The sequence below is a fragment of the Bradyrhizobium algeriense genome, assembly GCF_036924595.1.
Classification (GTDB): Bacteria; Pseudomonadota; Alphaproteobacteria; order Rhizobiales; family Xanthobacteraceae; genus Bradyrhizobium; species Bradyrhizobium algeriense.
Map to the genome: position 1 here is coordinate 7,349,696 of NZ_JAZHRV010000001.1, position 20,203 is coordinate 7,369,898.

A 20,203-nucleotide genomic window follows, 5' to 3' on the forward strand; every position below is an offset into this window, starting at 1 on the left:
GTTCCTTGTGGCTTCAGCCTGCTCGCATCCTTCGCTCGCAATGACGGGAAGTGGCGGGATCAAATTACTTCGTTGGCGCGCCTCACCTTGCGCAAGCGGCCCATCCCGTGCAGCACGCGCGAGAGCTGCTCGACGGAATAGGGCTTTTGCAGCAACTCGAAACCGTGGCTGCCATGTTCCGACAGCACGTGACTGTAACCGCTGGTCAGCACGACCGGCAGGTCGGCGTGCCGGCGACGGATTTCCTGGGCGAGTTCGAGGCCGGTCATGCCCGGCATGACCACGTCGGTGAACACCACATCGAAACGATCGGCGCCGACGGCCAGCTCTTCGAGCGCATGCGCGGCGCTGCCGACCAGTCGGGTGGTGTAGCCGAGATCGGCCAGTGCGTCGGTGGCGAATTGCCCGACCTCGGAATTGTCTTCGACCACCAGCACCGACATCCCGCTCCCGGCGATCGCCGAGGCGTCCGCCGCCGGCGTCTGTCGCGATTTCCCGCTGCCGGCGGTGCGCGGCAGGTACAGCGTGAAAATACTGCCCTTGCCGACTTCGCTGGCGACGGCCACTTCGCCGCCGGATTGCCTGGCGAAGCCGAACACCTGCGACAGGCCGAGCCCGGTGCCATGGCCGGCCTGCTTGGTCGTGAAGAAGGGTTCGAAGATACGTTCGAACTGATCCGGCGGGATGCCGCTGCCGGTGTCGGCGACGGATACGGCAACATAGCCATAGGGATTTTGCGACAGGGGCGCGGCGTTGGGCAGACTGGCCGCCATGCCCACCGCAATCGTCAGCCGTCCGCGGCCCTCCATGGCATCCCGCGCGTTCACGGCCATGTTGATGATGGCGGTTTCGAACTGGCCGGCGTCGGCGTTGACCAGGCACGGTTCTTCCGGGCCAAGGATGACGATCTCGATGCGCGAACCGATCAGGGTGCCGATCATTTCGGCCAGCGTCTGCACGCTTCGCCCGACCTCGAACACCTCCGGCTTCAATGTCTGCCGCCGCGCGAAGGCCAGCAACTGCCCGGTCAGCTTGGCGGCGCGGGTCACGGTATCGGAGATCGCATCGATATAGCGCAACCGGCGCGGCTCCGGCAGGTCGGGCCGCCGCAACAGGTCCACCGAAGCGCGGATCACCGTGAGCAGATTGTTGAAGTCATGCGCGACGCCGCCGGTGAGCTGGCCCAGCGCCTCCAGCCGCTGGCCGTGCTTGAGCGCTTCTTCGGCCACCTGCCGCTTCTCGGCCTCGAAATAGAGATGGCGCGTCCGGCGCAAGGCCAGCCCCAACAGGGCAAACAGCAGCGCGGTGGCCGGCGCGCCGAAGATCAGATGCTGGCTCATGGTGGACAGCCAGCGCGCGCGGATCGCCGAGGTCTCGAGGCCGGCGCCGACATAGATCGGGTATTCGGCGAGCCGCCGGTAGCCCAGGCGGCGTTCGATGCCGTCGGTCGGCGATGTCACCGTGATGAGGCCGGGCGTTGGACTGGCGGCGATTGTTTTCCCGATCGGGCCCTTGGGGTCGAGACGGATGTCGCGGTCGACGGTCGGGAAACGCGCCAGCACGGTGCCGTCCGTCCGGCCGAGCATGAAGTAGCTGCCGGGCTCGCGGCCGATCCGGGCGTAGTAATTCTCGAAATATTCCGGGAACACGGAAGCCTGCAGCACGCCGGCGAAGCCGCTATCCTCGCTCGGCCGTCGTCGGCTGACGCCGAAGAACGCGGCGCCCTGATAGGGCGGCCGCGGCTTCAGCGCTTCACCGATATAGGTTCCGATATCGCCGGCCGCCGCATGGGCCCTGAAATAATCCCGGTCGGAAAAATCGATCCCGGGTGCCGGCACCACCAGGCTGTTGACGAGGGCATGGCCCTTGGCGTCGAAAATCCAGGCCGATTTCACCTGCGGCAGCGAAGCGACCAGTTGTTTCAGCCGCAGATGCAGCAATTGCTCGCGCGCAACGATCTCGGCGTCGGGAACGTCGCGGATGATCTCGGCCATCTCCGACAGGCTGCGGTCGATGGTCTCGAACACTTTCAGCGCATGTTCGTGCGCGACATCCAGAGCGCGTTCGATTTCGCGGTCGGCGGTTTCGCGGATCGAGACCCAGGAGACGGCGGATGCAAATACAAACAGGGCCAACGGGAGGGCCAGCGAAGCGACCATCATCCATTGCAGCAGTCTCAGCGAATTACGTTGCTCGATCCGCACGGGCGCTCCGGCTCCGCGCCGAGCTTAACGCAATCTTTCGTTGAGAACAAAGTTGGGCGACGAAGGGAACTTCCTTCCAGACGGATCGATCATAATCGATTCAAATATCGCCACCCGGCGATTCTCACGGCCGGATAAACCTGTCCCGGATTTCGCTTCGCTCCATCCGGGCTACGGGACAGCGCCAGCCCCTAGATCTGGCGCTCGACCATCTTCAGCTTGAGCTCGGCGATGGCTTGCGACGGGTTCAGGCCCTTCGGGCAGGCCTTGGCGCAGTTCATGATGGTGTGGCAGCGGTAGAGCCGGAACGGGTCTTCGAGGTTGTCGAGCCGTTCGCCGGTGGCCTCATCGCGGGAGTCCGACACCCAGCGATTCGCCTGCAGCAGCGCCGCCGGCCCCAGGAAGCGGTCGCTGTTCCACCAATAGCTCGGGCAGGAGGTCGAGCAGCAGGCGCAGAGGATGCACTCGTAGAGGCCGTCGAGCTTTTCGCGGTCCTCGTGGCTCTGCTTCCATTCCTTCTGCGGCGTCGGCGTAGTGGTCTTCAGCCACGGCTCGATGGAAGCGTATTGCGCGTAGAAATTGGTGAGGTCGGGCACCAGGTCCTTCACGACCGGCTGGTGCGGCAGCGGGTTGACCTTGACGGCGCCGCCCGCGGCCACGTCGTGCATCGACTTGGTGCAGGCCAGCGTGTTCTGGCCGTCGATATTCATGGCGCAGGAGCCGCAGACGCCTTCGCGGCAGGAGCGGCGGAAGGTCAGCGTCGGATCGATATGGTTCTTGATCCAGATCAGGCCGTCCAGCACCATCGGCCCGCAGTCGTTGATGTCGACGTGATAGGTGTCGACGCTCGGGTTCTTGCCGTCGTCAGGATTCCAGCGATACACCCTGAACTCGCGCGTCTCGGTCGCGCCCGCCGGCATCGGCCAGGTCTTGCCGCCGGTGATCCTCGAGTTCTTGGGAAGTGCGAATTCAGCCATATGTCCTGCCTCTGCCGTTCTTCTCGTCATTGCCGGGCTTGACCCGGCAATCCATCCTCTTTTGAAGCCGGATGCGCGGAACAAGTCCGCACATGACAAGTACGATCAATAAACCCGCGCCTTCGGCGGGATGTACTGGACGTCGTTCGTCATCGTGTAGTCGTGCACCGGGCGATAATCGATCGTGGTGTTGCCGCCATTGTCGATCCACGCCAGCGTATGCTTCATCCAGTTCTTGTCGTCGCGCTCGGAGAAGTCCTCGCGCGCATGGGCGCCGCGGCTTTCGGTGCGGTTCGCCGCTGAATCCATCGTCACGACCGCCTGCGCGATCAGATTGTCGAATTCGAGCGTTTCGATCAGGTCGGAATTCCAGACCAGCGAGCGGTCGGTGGTGGCGACGTCGCCGATGCCGCCATGGACCTTGTGGATCAGGTTCTGGCCTTCGTGCAGGATCTCGCCGGTGCGGAACACCGCGCAATTGCTCTGCATGACGTGCTGCATGCCCTCGCGCAGCTTCGCGGTCGGCGTGCCGCCGGAGGCGTAGCGATAGCGGTCGAGCCGGCCGAGCGCCAGATCGGAAGAATCCGCCGGCAGGTCCGGCTGCTTGCCGCCCGGCGTCAGTTTTTCCGCAAGCCGCAGCGCAGCCGCGCGGCCGAACACGACGAGGTCGATCAGCGAGTTGGAGCCGAGGCGGTTGGCGCCGTGCACGGACACGCAGGCGGCTTCGCCGATCGCCATCAGGCCGGGCACCACCGCATTGTCGTCGCCGTTGATCTTGGTCAGCACTTCGGCGTGATAATTGGTGGGGATGCCGCCCATGTTGTAGTGCACGGTCGGCACGATCGGGATCGGCTCGCGGGTGACGTCGACATTGGCGAAGATTTTTGCCGATTCGGAAATGCCCGGCAGCCGTTCATTCAGCACCTTCGGGTCGAGATGGTCGAGGTGCAGGTAGATGTGGTCCTTCTTCTTGCCGACGCCGCGGCCCTCGCGGATTTCGATCGTCATCGAGCGCGAGACGACGTCGCGGGAGGCGAGGTCCTTGGCGGAGGGCGCGTAACGCTCCATGAAGCGTTCGCCCTCGGAATTGACGAGATAGCCGCCTTCGCCGCGGGCGCCCTCGGTGACGAGGCAGCCCGAACCGTAGATGCCGGTCGGGTGGAACTGGATGAATTCCATGTCCTGCAGCGGAAGACCGGCGCGCAGCACCATGCCGCCGCCGTCGCCGGTGCAGGTATGCGCCGAAGTGCAGGAAGCGTAGGCGCGGCCGTAGCCGCCGGTCGCGAGGATCGTGGTCTGCGCGCGGAAACGATGCAGCGTGCCGTCGTCGAGCTTGAGCGCGATCACGCCGCGGCAGACGCCCTGGTCGTCCATGATCAGGTCGATGGCGAAGAACTCGATGTAGAATTCGGCCGAATGGCGCAGCGCCTGGCCGTACATCGTGTGCAGCATGGCGTGGCCGGTGCGGTCGGCCGCGGCACAGGTGCGCTGCGCCTGGCCCTTGCCGTAGTCCATGGTCATGCCGCCGAACGGGCGCTGATAGATCTTGCCGTCCTCGGTGCGCGAGAACGGCACGCCCCAATGCTCGAGCTCGTAGACGGCTTCCGGCGCGTTGCGCACCATGTATTCGATCGCGTCCTGGTCGCCGAGCCAGTCCGACCCCTTGACGGTGTCGTACATGTGCCAGCGCCAGTCGTCCGGATGCATGTTGCCGAGCGAAGCCGAAATGCCGCCTTGCGCCGCAACCGTATGCGAGCGGGTCGGAAACACTTTGGTGATGCAGGCGGTGCGCAGGCCGGCTTCCGAGCAGCCGACCACGGCGCGCAGGCCGGCGCCGCCGGCGCCGACCACCACCACGTCGTAGGTGTGGTCCTCGATCGGATAGGATTTACCGTTGGTGGCAGGACTACTTCCGATTCCGCCACTGCCGTTGGTGGCCTTGCCGTTGCCTTGAGCAGCCGTCCTTTGAGTAGCCATGGGTTACACTCCCGATGACAATTTAAGGATCGCGTAAATCGAGGCCAAGGCCACCGCGATACAGAAGAAATTATTGGCCATCACGCTGGCGAGCTTCAGCTTCTCGTGGTGCACATAGTCCTCGATCACGATCTGCATGCCGATCCGCATATGCCAGGTGCTGGCGATGATGAAGAGGACCAGGATGATCGCGATCGGCAGCGAACCGAGAATTTGCGCGGCGCCGGCCTGATTGCGGCCGATCAGCATCAGGACGATCACGATGACGGGCATGATCAGGAGCACCATCGCCACCGCCGTCAGGCGCTGGCGCCAGAAATCGGTGGTGCCGGAATGCGAGGAACCGAGATTGCGGACGCGGCCGAGCGGCGTGCGCATCGAGCGAGGGCCGCTCATCGTCCGCCTCCGACCGTGTAGGCGATGATCCAGACCAGCACGGTCAGCGAAATTCCCGCGATCAGCGCGCCCCAGGTCAGCGCCTCGCGCTCATTGGCCTTGAACCCATAGCCGAGGTCCCAGAAGAGGTATCGGATACCGCTGCACAGATGATGCAGCAGCGCCCACGTGTAGCCGAACACGATCAGCTTGCCGATAATGCTGCCGGTAAAGGCCTGGACATTGGCGTAGGCCCCCGGGCCGGACGCCGCGGCAATCAGCCACCAGGAGAGCAGCAGGGTGCCGAAATAGAGCGCGATTCCCGTGGCGCGATGGATGATGGAAAGCGCCATCGTCAGGGTGACGCGATAGGTCTGCAAATGGGGCGATAGCGGTCGTTCGATCCTGGCGGTCATTCGGCGGCTTCATGTTGTGTGGAACCGCGGCCGGCCCATGGGGATGCGCGGTAGATGAATTCTATTTACGTAGTCGCACTAGTCCGCGCAACGATCAAATCGCTTGAAATGGAACTAACGTTCATTGCTAGGAGGCTATGAAACGCGATTAATCAGCGGCTTGGTATACCACGACCATTTGGCACGATTTAAGAATTGAATATTGATTCTGTTTATCGATCAACGCGGGCTTGCGCACCTGGCGGATCGACGACGCGCCAGTGCTCGACGAGGTAGTCGACGAAGGCCCTGATCTTCGGCGAAGCGAGCCGCGACGGCTGAAACATCAGGTGCAATGGCGTCGGTGCCGGCTCGTAGCCGGCGAGCAACCGCACCAAGTGGCCGGCGGCCAGATCGGCCTGGCCTGCCACGACGGCACCCGCACGACGCCGGCGCCTTCCCTCGGCAGCAGTGGCGAGCGCGTCGAGGCTATTCATCCAGAGCCGACCCGATATGCGGATTTTGCGGCCCGCTTCGAAGCAGCTAAGTCTCGCGGAACGGCCATCCAGACGCGCGGCCGCAGGTTCTGAACGTGGGATGCTCACAGACATGGTGGCCGGCCTCGATCCCCAGGAACTCATCGAACTCGCCTTGCTCCTGATCGCGGTGGGGGCGTTGTCGGGATTTCTGGCCGGCGTGTTCGGCATCGGCGGCGGCGCCATCCTGGTGCCGGTGTTCTACGAATGCTTCCGGCTGGCCGGCGTGCCACTGGAGGTGCGGATGCCACTCTGCATCGGCACCTCGCTTGCGATCATCATCCCGACCTCGCTCTCTTCGTTTCGCGCTCATTACAACAGGGGCGCGGTCGACCTGGACATCCTCAGGCGCTGGTGGCTGCCGGTCGTGCTCGGTGTTACGGCCGGCAGCGTCACTGCACGCTTTGCGCCGGAGCGCCTGTTCAAGATCGTGTTCGTGATAGTGGCGTGGTCGGCGGCGGCGCGGCTGTTGCTGGCGCGGGACACCTGGAAGCTCGGCGACGACGTGCCGAAGGGCTTTCTGATGCGCGTCTACGGCTTCTTCGTCGGCTTATTGTCGACCTTGATGGGCGTCGGCGGCGGCCTGTTCGCGAACCTCTTGATGACCTTCTACGGCCGCCCGATCCATCAGGCGGTCGCGACCTCGTCTGCGATTGCGGTGTTGATCTCGATCCCCGGCGCGATCGGCTATGTCTATGCCGGCTGGCCCGCCGCGGCGCGCTTTCCCGACGTCACCGCGCTGCAGGCGCCATTTGCGCTCGGTTATGTCTCGCTGATCGGCGCCGTGCTCGTGATGCCGACCACGCTGATCACGGCGCCGCTTGGGGTGCGCGCCGCGCATGCGATGTCGAAGCGCGCGCTGGAGATGGCGTTCGGCACGTATATGTTCATCGTTGGCGGAAGGTTTGCGATCAGCCTTTTGAACGGGCAGTAGCCGTTCGGCGCAGGCGGCCTAGTCCTTCAGTCGCACTTCGCTATGACGCCATTTGCGGAGATCGCCGGCGCCTTCGATCCGATCAGACTCGGCTAACGCCCCGATGCGGGCGCCGAGGATCTCCTCATTGATTGCCAGATCGAGCTCCTCGCATCGCTTCATTGCCCTGGCGATGATCATCGCGGTCTTCTGCAACCGTGAGGTCATGACCGAAAAGATGAGCTGGTCGAGATCAGCTTCGGATATCGAATCTGGAAGAGAAACCTCTTCCCATCGAAGCGTGCTGCTAATGGCGGGAATTTCACCGGAAGGTGTCTTGCCCATTGTCCGTCACCCCAGGCCTACGGCCCCTACTTCGCGTATATCTTCGCGTAGGTATCGCGCAAAATATTCTTCTGCACCTTGCCCATGGCGTTGCGCGGCAGTTCGTCGACCACGAACACGCGCTTCGGCATCTTGAACTTCGCGAGCCTGCCGTCGAGCGCGTTCAGCACGCCCGCTTCGGTGATATCGGCGCCCTTGTTGCAGACCACCACGGCGGTAACGCCTTCGCCGAAATCGGCATGCGGGACGCCGATCACGGCGGATTCGATCACGCCCGGCATGGCGTCGATCTCGCTCTCGATTTCCTTGGGGTAGACGTTGAAGCCGCCGGAGATCACGAGATCCTTGCCGCGGCCGAGGATGTGTACGTAGCCCTTGGGATCGATCTTGCCGAGATCGCCGGTGATGAAGAAGCCGTCGCCGCGGAATTCGGATTTGGTCTTTTCCGGCATCCGCCAGTAGCCCTTGAACACGTTCGGGCCCTTGACCTCGATCATGCCGATCTCGTCGCGCGCAATCTCCTTGCCGGTCTCGGGATCGGTGACGCGAATGGAAACGCCGGGCAGCGGATGGCCGACCGCGCCGGGCACGCGCTCGCCATCATACGGGTTCGAGGTGTTCATGTTGGTTTCGGTCATGCCGTAGCGCTCGAGCACGGCGTGGCCGGTGCGCGCGGCCCATTCGCGGTGGGTATCGGCGAGCAGCGGCGCGGAGCCCGAAATGAACAGCCGCATGTGCTTGGTCGATTGCTTCGAAAGCGACGGGCTCTGCAACAGCCGAGTGTAGAAGGTCGGCACGCCCATCAGCACGGTGGCGCGCGCCATCAGCTTGATGATCATTTCGGGATCGAACTTCGGCAGGAAGATCATCGAGGCGCGGGCGAACAGGGTGACGTTGCTCGCCACGAACAGGCCGTGGGTGTGGTAGATCGGCAGCGCGTGGATCAGCGCGTCCTTATTCGTGAAGCGCCAGTAGTCGACCAGGCTGTAGGAGTTCGACGCCAGATTGTCGTGCGTCAGCATCGCGCCCTTGGAACGGCCTGTCGTGCCCGAGGTGTAGAGGATCGCCGCGAGGTCGTCATTGGCGCGCGCGACGGTCGCAAACGCCGAATCCGCTTTGGCGGCGGCATCCGTGAGCGATCCCGTTCCGTCGGGCCCAAGCGTTTCGACTTTTGCCTTCACCTTCGCCGCGATCGCGCCGATGCCTTCCGCCTTCGAGGGATCGCACACGACCAGCGACGGTTCGGCGTCGGAGATGAAGTAGTCGAGTTCGTTCAGCGTATAGGCGGTGTTGAGCGGCAGGTAGACCGCGCCCGCGCGCACGGTCGCAAGATACAGCACCAGCGCCGGCACTGATTTCTCGGTCTGGGCTGCGACGCGGTCACCGGGCTTGACGCCGCGCGACACCAGCACGTTCGCCATCTGCCCGGCGCGGGCAATCAGATCGCCATAGCTGATATGCGTGCCATCGAGCATTTCGATCGCGAGCCGGTTCGGATCGTCGAGCGTGTCGAACAGGCGGGAAAACAGGTTGGCGTTGGCGGTCGTGTTCATGCATCATTCCCTTAAGAGGGCGCTGGCCTGCGGAATTTCGCCGGCTGGAATAGCAAGAACGCCCTTCATAAAGCAACGGAGACAGTTTGCATGACAAATAGCGGGAAACGCGTGGCCTGGGTGACGGGCGGTGGCAGCGGAATCGGCGCGTCAGGGGCGGAATTCCTGGCGGCGGATGGCTGGATCGTGGTGGTTTCGGGCCGGCGCAAGGACGCGCTGGACAAGGTGGCGGCAAACATCGCCAAAAAGGGCGGCAAGGCCGAGGCGATCGCGCTCGATGTCAGCAACAAGGCCGACGTGGACAAGGCGGCGGAACAGATTCTCGCCAATCACGGCCGGATCGATCTCTTGGTCAACAGCGCCGGCATTAACGTGCCGAAGCGAAGCTGGGCCGACATGGAAGTGGACGGCTGGGACAAGGTCGTCGATATCAACCTGAACGGCGTGCTCTACTGCATGCGCGCGGTGCTGCCGGCGATGCGGAAGCAGCAGGACGGTTGCCATCATCAACGTCGCGTCCTGGGCCGGCCGTCACGTCTCGAAAATGCCGGGCCCGGCCTACACCACCACAAAACATGCGGTGCTGGCGCTGACCCATTCCTTCAACATGGATGAATGCGTCAATGGCCTGCGCGCCTGCTGTCTGTCGCCCGGAGAGGTCGCGACCCCGATCCTCAAATCGCGCCCCGTCGTGCCGTCGGAGGAGGAGCAGGCGAAAATGCTGCAGCCGGAAGATTGCGGCCGCACCATCGCCTTCGTCGCCAGCATGCCGCCTCGCGTGTGCATGAACGAGATACTGATCAGCCCGACGCATAATCGCGGCTTCATCCAGACGCCGCATAATCGGGATTAGGACGAACTCCCTCCATCGTCGTCCCTGCGAAAGCATGCGAAAGCAGGGACGACGAGAGAGATGGGGCGTCACGGCACGGCTCGGGCTCTCAAAAGTTTCGCAAATCACGATAATTCATTCGCCGGCCTCGGCCTCCAGGGGGCGGACCGGCGTCCGGTGCCAGCCTTCCTCGTGCTTGCGCCAGTAGGCATCCTTGAGCCGCATTGAGATCGGCCCCGGCCGGTCGTTGCCGAGGATGCGTCCGCCGATGCGCGACGCGGGCATGACGCCGCCGGCCGTCGTCGCCAGGAAGACCTCGTCCGCGTGGTCGAGCGCCGATCGGGGGATCGGTTCAACCGCAGCCTCGATGCCGAGTTCGGCGCAGAGCTCCAGCACCGATCGGCGCGTGATGCCGTGCAGGCTGCCGCGATCTGATGTCGTCACCCTTCCGTCCTTCACGACGAAGACGTTGAAGCCCGGCCCTTCCGTCAGGAAACCTTGCGTGTCGCACAGTACCGCGGTGTCGAAATTGGCGTCGTGCGCCTCCAGCAGGCCCGAGGTCAGATCGTTCCACTGATAGTTCTTGACCGTGGGATCGACCGAGGCGTCGGGCACGCGCGGCGTCGAGGCGACCCAGACATGGGCCCCGCGCGCCTGCACCTCCTTGGGAACGACATCGATCCAGGGCAGCGCGTAGGCGATCAGGTGGTTCTCGCAATCGGCCGGCCGGCGTGATCCCGCAACGCGCGGCCGTCCGCGCGAGGCCACCATCGCGACATAGGCGTCGGAAAGGCCGGTCAGTGCCACGCAGCGATGCAGGATCGCCTCGATCGCGGCGCGGTCTTCCGGCGGCCGGATCCGGCGCTGCGCCATCGAGCGCTCGAAGCGATCGAGATGGTTGACCAGCCGGAAGAAGCCGCCCTTGAACACATGCACGACGTCGTAGACAACATCGGACCGCGTAAAACCCCAATCCGTGACGGGCAGCGTCGCTTCGGCGATCGGGACGAAGCGCCCCCTGACATAGCCGGCACCCTCGGCGAAGATCGAGTCCTTCATGCGTCATCTCCCAAGCATCACACAGGTATCGCAAGGGCTCCAGCCATCCCAAGCCGTTGCGCAGCGCCACAGTAATGCCAGTTATTGGTAACCGTACAATTCCACATTCATTGCAGCGCTCCGAAGCCAGCTCGGAAATGTCAGGCTCACCCTTGAGCCGCGTCGATTGTGCCTCTATACAAGCAATCTCGCGCGACTGGCGATCGCAGATGGAGCACCATCGGGAAGCGCGAGGAATTGAGCCGCGCGCCTGGGCAATCGGATAATCCGATCCACCTTCTCATGAAGGAGCGGCCCAATGTTGACGACCATCCAGATCGCCGGATTGCAGACCTTCGGATACCATGGCTTGTTCGAGGAAGAACGCAGCCTCGGCCAGAAATTCACCTTCGACATCGACGCGACGTTGAATCCGGCTCCAACGCACCGGGACGACAGATTGGATGCATCGATCCGCTACGATGCCGTGGTGGACGCCGCGGTGAGCCTCGCCGGCGCGATGAAATATCAAACGCTGGAAGCGCTTGGGGAGGCCGTTGCGATCGGCCTGCTGCGACGCTTTGCATTGATCGACACCATCACCGTTGGCGTGTCCAAGTTCAGCCCCCCAATCCCGCATACGCTCAGCAAGGTCGGAATCGCGGTGCGCCTGGCGCGATCCGATCTGGCGAATTCGCCGACGGCGGAGGCGCTGGAAGTACTTGTCTAGATTGTTGCGTTAGCTTCGTAGATCCTCCGGGTGGTTGGGTGGTCGCAAACTCAGCTTACCCCTGACCACCTGCCACCCCATAGGATCTACGGGTGCCCGTCACCGCACGGCCCGCCCCCGCAAAAGTTTCAGCCATCACGATAATTTATTCGCCGAAACCGGCCGAAAAACCTCCCGTAGCTCGGCCCAACGACGACGAAATCAACCCGGTCAATCGGCCTGGCGTCGTTGTTTTCAGCACCGGCGGATGCCCCGCCGGCCATCGCAATCCTCGGGAGAAGATTCCATGTCCAAACGTATTGCACTTCTGTCCGCCGCCGTGTTCAGCGCACTGGCTTTCACTGCCACCATCACCGCGCCCGCCAGCGCGGAAGAAAAGACCGTCATGGTCGGCGGCGCGGCGATGTTCCCCTCCAAGAATATCGTCCAGAACGCCGTCAACTCGAAGGATCACACCACGCTGGTTGCCGCGGTGAAGGCTGCCGGCCTGGTCGAAACCCTCGAAAGCAAGGGCCCGTTCACGGTGTTCGCGCCGACCAACACCGCCTTCGGCAAGCTGCCGGCCGGCACCGTCGAGACGCTGGTGAAGCCTGAGAACAAGGCGACCCTGACCAAGATCCTCACCTACCACGTCGTGCCCGGCAAGCTCACCGCGTCCGACCTGAAGGACGGCATGAAGCTCAAGACCGCTGAAGGCGAGCAACTCTCGGTCAAGCTCCAGGACGGCAAGGTCTGGATCATCGACGCCAAGGGCGGAACCTCGATGGTCACGATCTCGAACGTCAATCAGTCCAACGGCGTGATCCATGTGGTCGACACCGTGCTGATGCCGGCGTCCTGAGCTCCCGCGCGCCCCTGACTGGTCCCAACAGGGCGTGTGGATTGGCGAGCCGGGGCAACCCGGCTCGCTTTTTTGTGAACCCGATACGCGCCGTGCATCGATCTGATAGCGTCATGGCAGTAACGGAAAGCCGGTTCCCGGCGTATAATTGGTAGCGAATTGCAAGCGGGGAAGAGCCATGTCGGCCGTAACAGTCAGCGACGAACACGCCGCGTCAACCAAGGCCAAGGTCATTCAGCCGGCCTGGGTGCGGGCGCTGCATTGGACCAACGCCTTCGCGATGGTTTTGATGATCATGTCGGGGTGGCAGATCTACAATGCCTCGCCGCTGTTCGATTTCCGCTTCTCCCCGAGCATCACGCTGGGCGGCTGGCTCGGCGGCGCGCTGCTCTGGCATTTCGCCGCGATGTGGCTGTTGATGGTCAACGGCCTGATCTATCTGACTGTGGGTCTTGCCACCGGCCGCTTCCGCAAGAAGCTGCTGCCGATCACGCCGGAGGGCGTGATCTCGGATACCAAGGCGGCGCTTACCGGAAAACTATCACACGACGATCTCACCAAATACAATTATGTGCAAAAATTGCTTTACGCCGGAATCATCGTCGTCGGCATCCTCATCGTGCTGTCGGGGCTTGCGATCTGGAAACCTGTCCAGTTGCAATATTTGACGGCGCTGTTCGGCGGCTACGAGGCCGCCCGCTACGTCCATTTCTTCTGCATGGCTGGCATCGTCGCTTTCATGGTGGTTCATGTCGCGCTCGCGCTTCTGGTGCCGAAGAGCCTGCGCGCCATGATCATCGGCCGCTAATTCAAGGGAGTATGACCATGGGCCGCATGCGCAACCTCCTCATCCCCGGCGTCGACAAGACGCTCCTCATCAGGGACGCGGTGAAGACGATGCCGGATCTCACGCGCCGGCGCTTTATCTCGGGCGGCGCCAGCCTCGGTGCGCTGACGCTGCTGACGGGTTGCGACGTGACCGACAGTTTTTCAGCCGAGGAGATGCTGAAGCAGGTCTCGAAGTTCAATGACGGCGTGCAGGCGTTGATCTTCAACCCCCATGCCATGGCGCCGACCTTCCCGGAAAGCGCCATCACAAAACCGTTCCCGTTCAACGCCTATTACGACCTCGAGGAAGCGCCTACGGTCGACGGCAAGAGCTGGAAGCTCGAGGTGCGCGGTCTGGTCGAAAACAAGAAGTCCTGGACGCTGGAAGAACTCTATCAATTGCCGCAGGTCAAGCAGGTCACGCGCCACATCTGCGTCGAAGGCTGGAGCGCGATCGGAAGCTGGACCGGCACGCCGCTGCGCGATTTCCTGAAAGTGATCGGCGCGGATACCCGCGCGAAGTATGTCTGGTTCCAGTGCGCCGACAAGGACGGCTACAACTCGCCGCTCGACATGGCGACCGCGCTGCATGCGCAGACCCAGATGACCTTCAAGTTCGGCGACGAGATCCTGCCGCGCGCCTACGGTTTTCCGATGAAGATCAGGGTGCCGACCAAGCTCGGCTTCAAGAATCCGAAATACGTGATGTCGATGGAAGTCACCAACGACTACAAGGGCGGCTTCTGGGAAGACCAGGGGTATAATTCGTTCAGCGGGAGTTGAGAGAGCATAGGTGGGCCAAGCGCAGCGTGCCCCCTCTCGAGCATGCTGATTGAGGTGGCGCGGCGCAAGCGCGCCTTTGCCCGACCACGGAGCTGGACATAATCTGTAATGGCATTATTTTATCGTACGACGTGAGGTTGGAATTCGGCGAAAAATATGAACAGAAAGAAATGGCTGATCGTTTCACTCATCAGCATTTCGACGATTTCCGCACTGTTTGAGGCCCTTTTCTATCAGCGCGGCCTCCCTTCAACGCCGGCTACCGCAACTCTTGCAGGCGTTTTGTCACCGTTTCTGCTCGTCCTGTGGATCGACGCCGATGACAAGGATCATCGGCAAGTGAGACGACCTTTCGATTATGGTTTCCTCGTACTGATATTCTTGGTGCCGTATTTGCCTTACTACCTGTGGCGTACGAGAGGTGCAGCCGGACTATTGATGTGCGCTGGTTTCCTTGGCTTGTTCTTGATGGGGTTTCTCGTTCAGTTGCTGATCTATTGTTTCTATTATTTGTAAGCAGTGCGGTAGGGTGGGCAAAGCGAAGCGTGCCCACCATAACAACGCGCAAGATCATGGTGGGCACGGCGCAAGTGCGCCTTTGCCCACCCTACGCCTTCGGCCCGACCTTCCTTTGAAACGCCGACAGCACTGCGCCCAGCGCCAGCATCGCCGCGGATACATTCAGCGCAAACGACAGGCTGCCGACCGCGTCCGTGATCGCGCCGACCACGATCGGTCCGAGCGTCTGGCCGATGCCGAATGAAATCGTCAGGGCTGCAATCGCCGTCGGCCAGGCCTGCGGCGGATAGTTGAAGCGGACGAAAGCGGTGGTGGAGCCGACCACCGCGAAGAAGGCGACGCCGAACACCAGTGCCGAGATCGCGAGCAGCCAAACCGAGTGCCCGAAGATCGGCAGCGCCGCGCCGACGGCGTTGGTGCCGAGGATGATGGTGGTGGCGAGTCCGCCGCGGTCGAGCGCCAGCACGCGCCGCCACACCCATGGGGTCACAAATGCGCTGAGGCCGATCAGGCCCCAGAATGCGCTCTGTGCCAGCGCGCCGCCGCCGGCGTCGCGGACATAGGCGATCATGAAGGTCATGTAGGCGATGTAGCCGGCGCCGAACAGGAAGTAGCCGATCAGATAGACCAGCACCGGCCGGATGGAGAATTTGGCCGGCGCCGCGCTGTCGATCGCAGCACCGCTGCCGAGCGGCGCCAGCAACAGCGGCAGGATCAGGACGGCGCAGAGCAGCGTCATGGCCCACCACACGATCCACCACGATCCGGGCCCAAAGCCCTGCAGCACGAAAGGCGCGATCAGCCCCGATGAGATAATGCCGAGCCCCGGCCCGGCATAATACAGGCTGAGCAGGAAGTTGGCGCGTTCGGGGCGCGTTTGCGCGATCGTGGCGGCCAGTGCCGCGCCGCCGACGAACCCGCCCGCGGCGCCGACACCCGCCAGTAATCGCGCAAAGCTCAGCACGAAAAAATTGCCGGAGACGGCGCATAGCGTCAGCGAGGCGATGGCGGCAAGCGTTCCCCAGCGGACGGTTTGCGGCAGCCCGAAGCGCCGAATCATCCGTGAGGCAAGCAACGCGCCCGCCAGGTAACCGACGGCGTTGATCGTGTTCATGAAGCCGGCCGCGGAATAGGACCACCCGAGCGCGTCGCGCATGTCGGGCAGCACCAGCGCGTAGGCGAAGCGGCCGATTCCGAGACCGATCGTTGGCGCAAGCGATAGAATGAGGATCAGCCACGCAGGGTGCGCGTAGATGTGTTGGTCGGGGGCTTTCACAAAATTCTCCGGCGGCGGCCATTCTGGCAGGCAAAGCGGCCGTTGCACAGCGGCACGGGGAGCAACGGTGTCTTGCCAATCCCGCAACGGGATCAGCCAATCAGCACCAGGGCTACGCCGAGCACCGTCAGTGCAGATCCCGCCACGATGCGTGCGGTGATCTCGATGTGCTTGAGCAGCATCGCGCTCAGCGCCACCGTGACCAGCGGATAGATCGCGGCCAGCGGCGCCACCAGCGTGATCGGACCGTTGCGGACCGCGGCGAACAGCGTCAGCGCGCTGAGGCCGTTGCTGATCCCCGTCATCGCAAACCAAAAGAGACCGGCACGCGGCGCCTGCACCAGAAAGCTGCCCTTGCGGACGCGCTGCACCGTCAGCACCACCAGCGAGGACATGACGTAGCCGATCAGGCAGGCCCAGAGCGGACTTGGCCAGACCGCAAGCCCGAGCTTGACGATCGGCGGCACGACGCCGCGGATCAGCGCGCTGCACAGCGGCAACAGCAGCGCCCAGCTTCGCCAATGGCCGAGGTCGCGCGGGCGGGTCACGGTGATGATCGCAGCCCCGGCGACCGCCACGACGAGGCCGAGGAGTTGCGGCGGATGCAGCGGCTCGTGCAGCAGGATCACCGCCGTTGCCACCGCAAACAGCGGCGCGAGGTTGCCGAGGGTGGAGGTGATCACGGGCCCGAGCGACCGGTTCGAAGCAAAGGTCAGCAGCGTCAGCGAAGCCGGGAAGAACAGGCCGATGGCGATGAAAATGGGCAGGCCGTGCCAAACCACCGGCTCGTCCTGGAGGATCAGCGGCGACAGCAGCAGGAACAGCACCGTGAAGGAGGGGACGCTAATCGCGGCCCCCGACAGCGGCTCGACGGTCCGCAAGCCGAGCTGTGCCAGGACGACCCCGGCGCCCAGGAAGAAGGCCGAGGCGAAGGCGTAAATGATGGCTGATGTCATGAGGTCCGTCTGGGTGCCTTCTTGAGGGGGCGCGGGTTGCTCGTTCCCTGCCTTTTTGGCCTGCCTGCGATGCCTTGCCAATCCGCTTCCGGCGTTTTAGCACTCCGCCCGGAATTCACATTTTCCGTCATGCCCGGCCTTGTGCCGGGCATCCACGTCTTACTGCCAACGCAAACGGGACGTGGATGGCCGGGACATTTGGGCGAAGACGCGCTTCGCGCTTTTGCCCGGCATTGACGAACTGGAGGTAAACGACATGGCGACCCATAAACTGCTGCTTCTCCCCGGCGACGGCATCGGCCCCGAAGTGATGGCCGAGGTGCAACGCCTGATCGACTGGCTGAACAAGCAGGGCATCGCGTCATTCGAGACCGAGCAGGGTCTGGTCGGCGGCTCGGCCTATGACGCACATAAGGTGTCGATCTCGGAAGGTGACATGGCCAAGGCTGTGGCTGCGGACGCCATCATCTTCGGCGCCGTCGGCGGGCCGAAGTGGGACAGCGTGCCCTACGAGGTGCGCCCCGAGGCGGGTCTCCTGCGGCTGCGCAAGGATCTCGGCCTGTTCGCCAATTTGCGCCCTGCGGTGTGTTACCCGGCGCTGGCGGATGCCTCCAGCCTTAAGCGCGAGGCGGTCGAAGGCCTCGACATCATGATCGTGCGCGAACTCACCGGCGGCGTCTATTTCGGCGAGCCGAAGACGATCACTGATCTGGGCAACGGCCAGAAGCGCGCCGTCGACACGCAAGTCTACGACACCTATGAAATCGAGCGCATCGGCCGCGTCGCCTTCGATCTGGCGCGCAAGCGCCGCAACATGGTGACCTCGATGGAAAAGCGCAACGTCATGAAGTCGGGCGTGCTTTGGAACGAGGTCATGACGGCGGTGCATGGGCGCGAATACAAGGACGTGACGCTGGAACATCAGCTCGCCGATTCCGGCGGCATGATGCTGGTGAAGGCGCCGAAACAGTTCGACGTCATTGTAACCGACAATCTGTTCGGCGACATGCTGTCAGACATCGCGGCGATGCTGACCGGTTCGCTCGGCATGCTGCCCTCGGCCTCGCTCGGCGAGGTCGATGCCAAGACCAAAAAGCGCCGCTCGCTGTTCGAGCCGGTGCACGGCTCGGCGCCCGATATCGCAGGCCAAGGCCTCGCCAATCCGATCGCGATGATCTCCTCGTTCGGCATGGCGCTGCGCTATTCCTTCGACATGGGCGCGCTGGCCGACAAGGTCGATGCGGCGATTGCAGCCGTGCTCGCCAGCGGACTGCGTACCGCTGATATCAAGTCTGAGGGCACGACGGCGGCCTCAACCACGCAGATGGGCGAGGCGATTTTGAAGGAATTGCAGAAGCTGCACAGCTAGAGTCGTAGCCCGGATGGAGCAGTCTGATGGACACCTCGCATCGCCCCAAGCTGGCGGAAACAATTGTCCATGAAACGGTGCGGCTGCGTGAGGCGCAGATCGGCCGGCGTTGCGAAGTCCTGTGCAACACGCGCATCGAATATTCCTCGCTCGGCGACTACTCCTATCTCGGGGAGAATTGCGAGGTCGCCGACGCCGTGATCGGGAAGTTCACGGCGATCGCCAATTCGGTCCGGATCGGTGCGCCGAACCATCCGATGGATCGGCCATCGCAGCATCGCTTCACCTATTGCCCGGAATATTACGAGGCGACGGCCAGCCGCGACCGCGACTTCTTTGCAGAGCGCCGCGGCGACCGGGTGATCGTCGGCAACGATTGCTGGATCGGCCATGCCGCCATCCTGCTGCCGGGCGTGACGGTCGGCGACGGTGCGGTCATTGCTGCGGGCGCCGTCGTCAGCCGCAGCGTGCCGCCCTATACGATCGTCGGCGGCGTTCCCGCGCGAGCGATCCGCAAGCGCTTTCCGGATGCGGTTGCCGAAAGCCTGCGCCGCATCGCCTGGTGGGACTGGCCGGATGAGATCATCTTCGAGCGCCTGGGCGATTTCCGCTCCGAGGCGATCGAACAATTTTGCGAGCGGTATGACCCGGCTCTGCCTCCGAGCAGGTAGATCGAAGGGGCGGAATCGGCGAGCGCGAACTCGCTGTCGTCCCGGCCCGTAAACGCAACTGCGCACCAGGGCGCGTGCTCATAAAGCGAATGTCGGCACTCGCGGCCCAGCGGATCCTAAAAAATAAGTTATAGCGTTACCGCTCGTGACCCAGAACGGCCCTCAGGCCATAACGCCACCATCACGGTGCGCGCGTGTATCTCGGCGTGCTATTCAGTACCACGCCGAAATATATATCTCTTGATTTCCATAGCGTATCACCGGCGCTACGGGCGGGCCGTATGGATCGACCCGGTCGTCCTGAGGGCGGTACCGATATCGTGGAACGATATTATAATCCCAGTAAGGCGTTGTCGTTACCACGGGTACCCTGACGAGTTCACGAACGACTTTGGCCTTCCGCGCATGCGCTGCAGCACTGAACGTCCCCAGGTTACACAGGATCAGGGCCGTTCCGAGAGCTACGGTCATTATCCTCATGCCTCGACCTCCTTGCCGCAGATGCAAATTAACAAGCACCTGCTCATAACCGTTCCGGGTGATTAAAGGCGACGACGCGCCCTGACTGGGCCGCGGGTTTATGAGTACACATCCTGGTTCGAGACGACGCGGGATTGCTCTTCCGCTAAATCAATACAGCGGGAATTGGGTCGGCTGGCCGCCCAAATCTGACGGTGGATTGAGCGGCTGGCGGTCGATCGGGCGATTCAGGTTTTCGCGCGCGAACGTTGGGTACCCGTATGGCGACGGGAAGGCGTAGTCCAGGAACTTGCGGTCGCCTGGCAGCACCTCGGTGCCGGCATCGAGCCATGAGCGCGTAGTGACGAAGACGCGGGTGCGCGGGCCCTGCTGGTAGGAACGGTTGGGACCGTTCGCCCCGTAATAAGGGCGGCCGTCCCGGTCATATCGCTGCTGCTTGGACTGGGCGTTGGCGGAAGCCGAGCCAATCGCGACGAGGGCAGCCGCGGCAAGCAACATCGCGAGCTTGCTCGCAGCGGGGAATTTTCGGGTCATTGCATCCTCGTCATTGTCCGCCCTTACAGGTTGGCGGATCGTCAGATCTGATTACAGACATTGTAGCCATG

At 63.1% G+C, this 20,203-nt stretch carries 20 protein-coding genes, 1 pseudogene and 1 riboswitch; of the genes and pseudogenes, 9 read left to right on the forward strand and 12 right to left on the reverse strand.

What is annotated here, in order from left to right; all coding sequences use genetic code 11:
- Positions 1-59: 59 nt before the first annotated feature.
- The 6 genes from V1286_RS35300 to V1286_RS35325 all read right to left on the reverse strand — a co-directional run bounded on the left by V1286_RS35300 (position 60) and on the right by V1286_RS35325 (position 6,650).
- Positions 60-2,204 (reverse strand): hybrid sensor histidine kinase/response regulator, encoded by a 2,145-nt coding sequence (locus tag V1286_RS35300; RefSeq protein ID WP_334487981.1) that lies wholly within the window; start codon positions 2,202-2,204, stop codon positions 60-62.
- A 191-nt stretch (positions 2,205-2,395) separates the two neighbouring features.
- Positions 2,396-3,181 (reverse strand): succinate dehydrogenase iron-sulfur subunit, encoded by a 786-nt coding sequence (locus V1286_RS35305; protein WP_334487983.1) that lies wholly within the window; start codon positions 3,179-3,181, stop codon positions 2,396-2,398.
- Positions 3,182-3,286: 105 nt separating this feature from the next.
- Complete coding sequence (gene sdhA / locus V1286_RS35310; RefSeq protein WP_334487985.1) at positions 3,287-5,158, reverse strand: succinate dehydrogenase flavoprotein subunit; 1,872 nt, start codon at positions 5,156-5,158, stop codon at positions 3,287-3,289.
- 3 nt (positions 5,159-5,161) lie between these two features.
- The gene (sdhD, locus tag V1286_RS35315; RefSeq protein WP_334490129.1) at positions 5,162-5,536 is read right to left on the reverse strand and encodes a succinate dehydrogenase, hydrophobic membrane anchor protein; all 375 of its coding nucleotides are present in this window, start codon (positions 5,534-5,536) and stop codon (positions 5,162-5,164) included.
- Positions 5,537-5,550: 14 nt separating this feature from the next.
- Positions 5,551-5,949, reverse strand: a complete 399-nt coding sequence (gene sdhC / locus V1286_RS35320) for a succinate dehydrogenase, cytochrome b556 subunit (protein WP_334487987.1) — start codon at positions 5,947-5,949, stop codon at positions 5,551-5,553.
- A 212-nt stretch (positions 5,950-6,161) separates the two neighbouring features.
- Entirely contained in the window at positions 6,162-6,650 is a 489-nt protein-coding gene (locus V1286_RS35325) for a LysR substrate-binding domain-containing protein (RefSeq protein WP_334487989.1), read from the reverse strand.
- On the opposite strand from V1286_RS35325, the gene V1286_RS35330 reads away from it, so the two are divergent.
- Positions 6,538-7,398, forward strand: a complete 861-nt coding sequence (locus V1286_RS35330; RefSeq protein WP_334487991.1) for a sulfite exporter TauE/SafE family protein — start codon at positions 6,538-6,540, stop codon at positions 7,396-7,398. The genes V1286_RS35325 and V1286_RS35330 overlap by 113 nt on opposite strands.
- 18 nt (positions 7,399-7,416) lie before the next feature.
- Here V1286_RS35330 and V1286_RS35335 read toward each other — a convergent pair whose 3' ends face one another.
- Positions 7,417-7,722: a DUF3658 domain-containing protein gene (locus V1286_RS35335; RefSeq protein ID WP_334487993.1), complete on the reverse strand. Its 306-nt coding sequence runs from the start codon at positions 7,720-7,722 to the stop codon at positions 7,417-7,419.
- Positions 7,723-7,748: 26 nt separating this feature from the next.
- On the reverse strand, positions 7,749-9,275 hold the full coding sequence (locus V1286_RS35340; RefSeq protein ID WP_334487995.1) for a malonate--CoA ligase: 1,527 nt from the start codon (positions 9,273-9,275) through the stop codon (positions 7,749-7,751).
- 90 nt (positions 9,276-9,365) lie between these two features.
- Here V1286_RS35340 and V1286_RS35345 point away from each other — a divergent pair.
- Positions 9,366-10,128, forward strand: a pseudogene (locus tag V1286_RS35345) (SDR family oxidoreductase).
- Positions 10,129-10,242: 114 nt separating this feature from the next.
- On the opposite strand, the gene V1286_RS35350 reads toward V1286_RS35345, so the two are convergent.
- A complete protein-coding gene (locus V1286_RS35350; protein WP_334487997.1) occupies positions 10,243-11,166 on the reverse strand; it encodes an aminotransferase class IV in 924 nt (307 codons plus the stop codon).
- A 182-nt stretch (positions 11,167-11,348) separates the two neighbouring features.
- Positions 11,349-11,429: riboswitch (ZMP/ZTP riboswitch) on the forward strand.
- A 35-nt stretch (positions 11,430-11,464) separates the two neighbouring features.
- On the opposite strand from V1286_RS35350, the gene folB reads away from it, so the two are divergent.
- The 5 genes from folB (at position 11,465) to V1286_RS35375 (ending at position 14,843) form a co-directional block, all read left to right on the forward strand.
- On the forward strand, positions 11,465-11,875 hold the full coding sequence (folB, locus tag V1286_RS35355; protein WP_334487999.1) for a dihydroneopterin aldolase: 411 nt from the start codon (positions 11,465-11,467) through the stop codon (positions 11,873-11,875).
- 286 nt (positions 11,876-12,161) lie between these two features.
- Positions 12,162-12,716: a fasciclin domain-containing protein gene (locus V1286_RS35360; RefSeq protein WP_334488001.1), complete on the forward strand. Its 555-nt coding sequence runs from the start codon at positions 12,162-12,164 to the stop codon at positions 12,714-12,716.
- Between the two features lie 178 nt (positions 12,717-12,894).
- The gene (locus tag V1286_RS35365; RefSeq protein ID WP_334488003.1) at positions 12,895-13,524 is read left to right on the forward strand and encodes a cytochrome b/b6 domain-containing protein; all 630 of its coding nucleotides are present in this window, start codon (positions 12,895-12,897) and stop codon (positions 13,522-13,524) included.
- 17 nt (positions 13,525-13,541) lie between these two features.
- Positions 13,542-14,327: a molybdopterin-dependent oxidoreductase gene (locus V1286_RS35370; RefSeq protein WP_334488005.1), complete on the forward strand. Its 786-nt coding sequence runs from the start codon at positions 13,542-13,544 to the stop codon at positions 14,325-14,327.
- Positions 14,328-14,483: 156 nt separating this feature from the next.
- Positions 14,484-14,843, forward strand: coding sequence for a hypothetical protein (locus V1286_RS35375; protein ID WP_334488008.1), 360 nt, complete (start codon positions 14,484-14,486; stop codon positions 14,841-14,843).
- A gap of 91 nt (positions 14,844-14,934) precedes the next feature.
- Here V1286_RS35375 and V1286_RS35380 read toward each other — a convergent pair whose 3' ends face one another.
- Both V1286_RS35380 and V1286_RS35385 read right to left on the reverse strand, forming a co-directional pair.
- On the reverse strand, positions 14,935-16,122 hold the full coding sequence (locus V1286_RS35380) for a YbfB/YjiJ family MFS transporter (RefSeq protein WP_334488011.1): 1,188 nt from the start codon (positions 16,120-16,122) through the stop codon (positions 14,935-14,937).
- A 92-nt stretch (positions 16,123-16,214) separates the two neighbouring features.
- Positions 16,215-17,078 carry an EamA family transporter gene (locus tag V1286_RS35385; RefSeq protein WP_334488014.1) on the reverse strand — a complete coding sequence of 288 codons (864 nt, stop codon included), beginning with the start codon at positions 17,076-17,078 and terminating at the stop codon, positions 16,215-16,217.
- Positions 17,079-17,334: 256 nt separating this feature from the next.
- Here V1286_RS35385 and leuB point away from each other — a divergent pair, with 256 nt between their 5' ends.
- Both leuB and V1286_RS35395 read left to right on the forward strand, forming a co-directional pair.
- Positions 17,335-18,447: a 3-isopropylmalate dehydrogenase gene (gene leuB / locus V1286_RS35390; protein ID WP_334488017.1), complete on the forward strand. Its 1,113-nt coding sequence runs from the start codon at positions 17,335-17,337 to the stop codon at positions 18,445-18,447.
- A gap of 26 nt (positions 18,448-18,473) precedes the next feature.
- Positions 18,474-19,118, forward strand: coding sequence for a DapH/DapD/GlmU-related protein (locus V1286_RS35395; RefSeq protein ID WP_334488020.1), 645 nt, complete (start codon positions 18,474-18,476; stop codon positions 19,116-19,118).
- 630 nt (positions 19,119-19,748) lie between these two features.
- Here V1286_RS35395 and V1286_RS35400 read toward each other — a convergent pair.
- Positions 19,749-20,132: a hypothetical protein gene (locus V1286_RS35400; RefSeq protein ID WP_334488023.1), complete on the reverse strand. Its 384-nt coding sequence runs from the start codon at positions 20,130-20,132 to the stop codon at positions 19,749-19,751.
- Between the last annotated feature and the right edge of the window lie 71 nt (positions 20,133-20,203).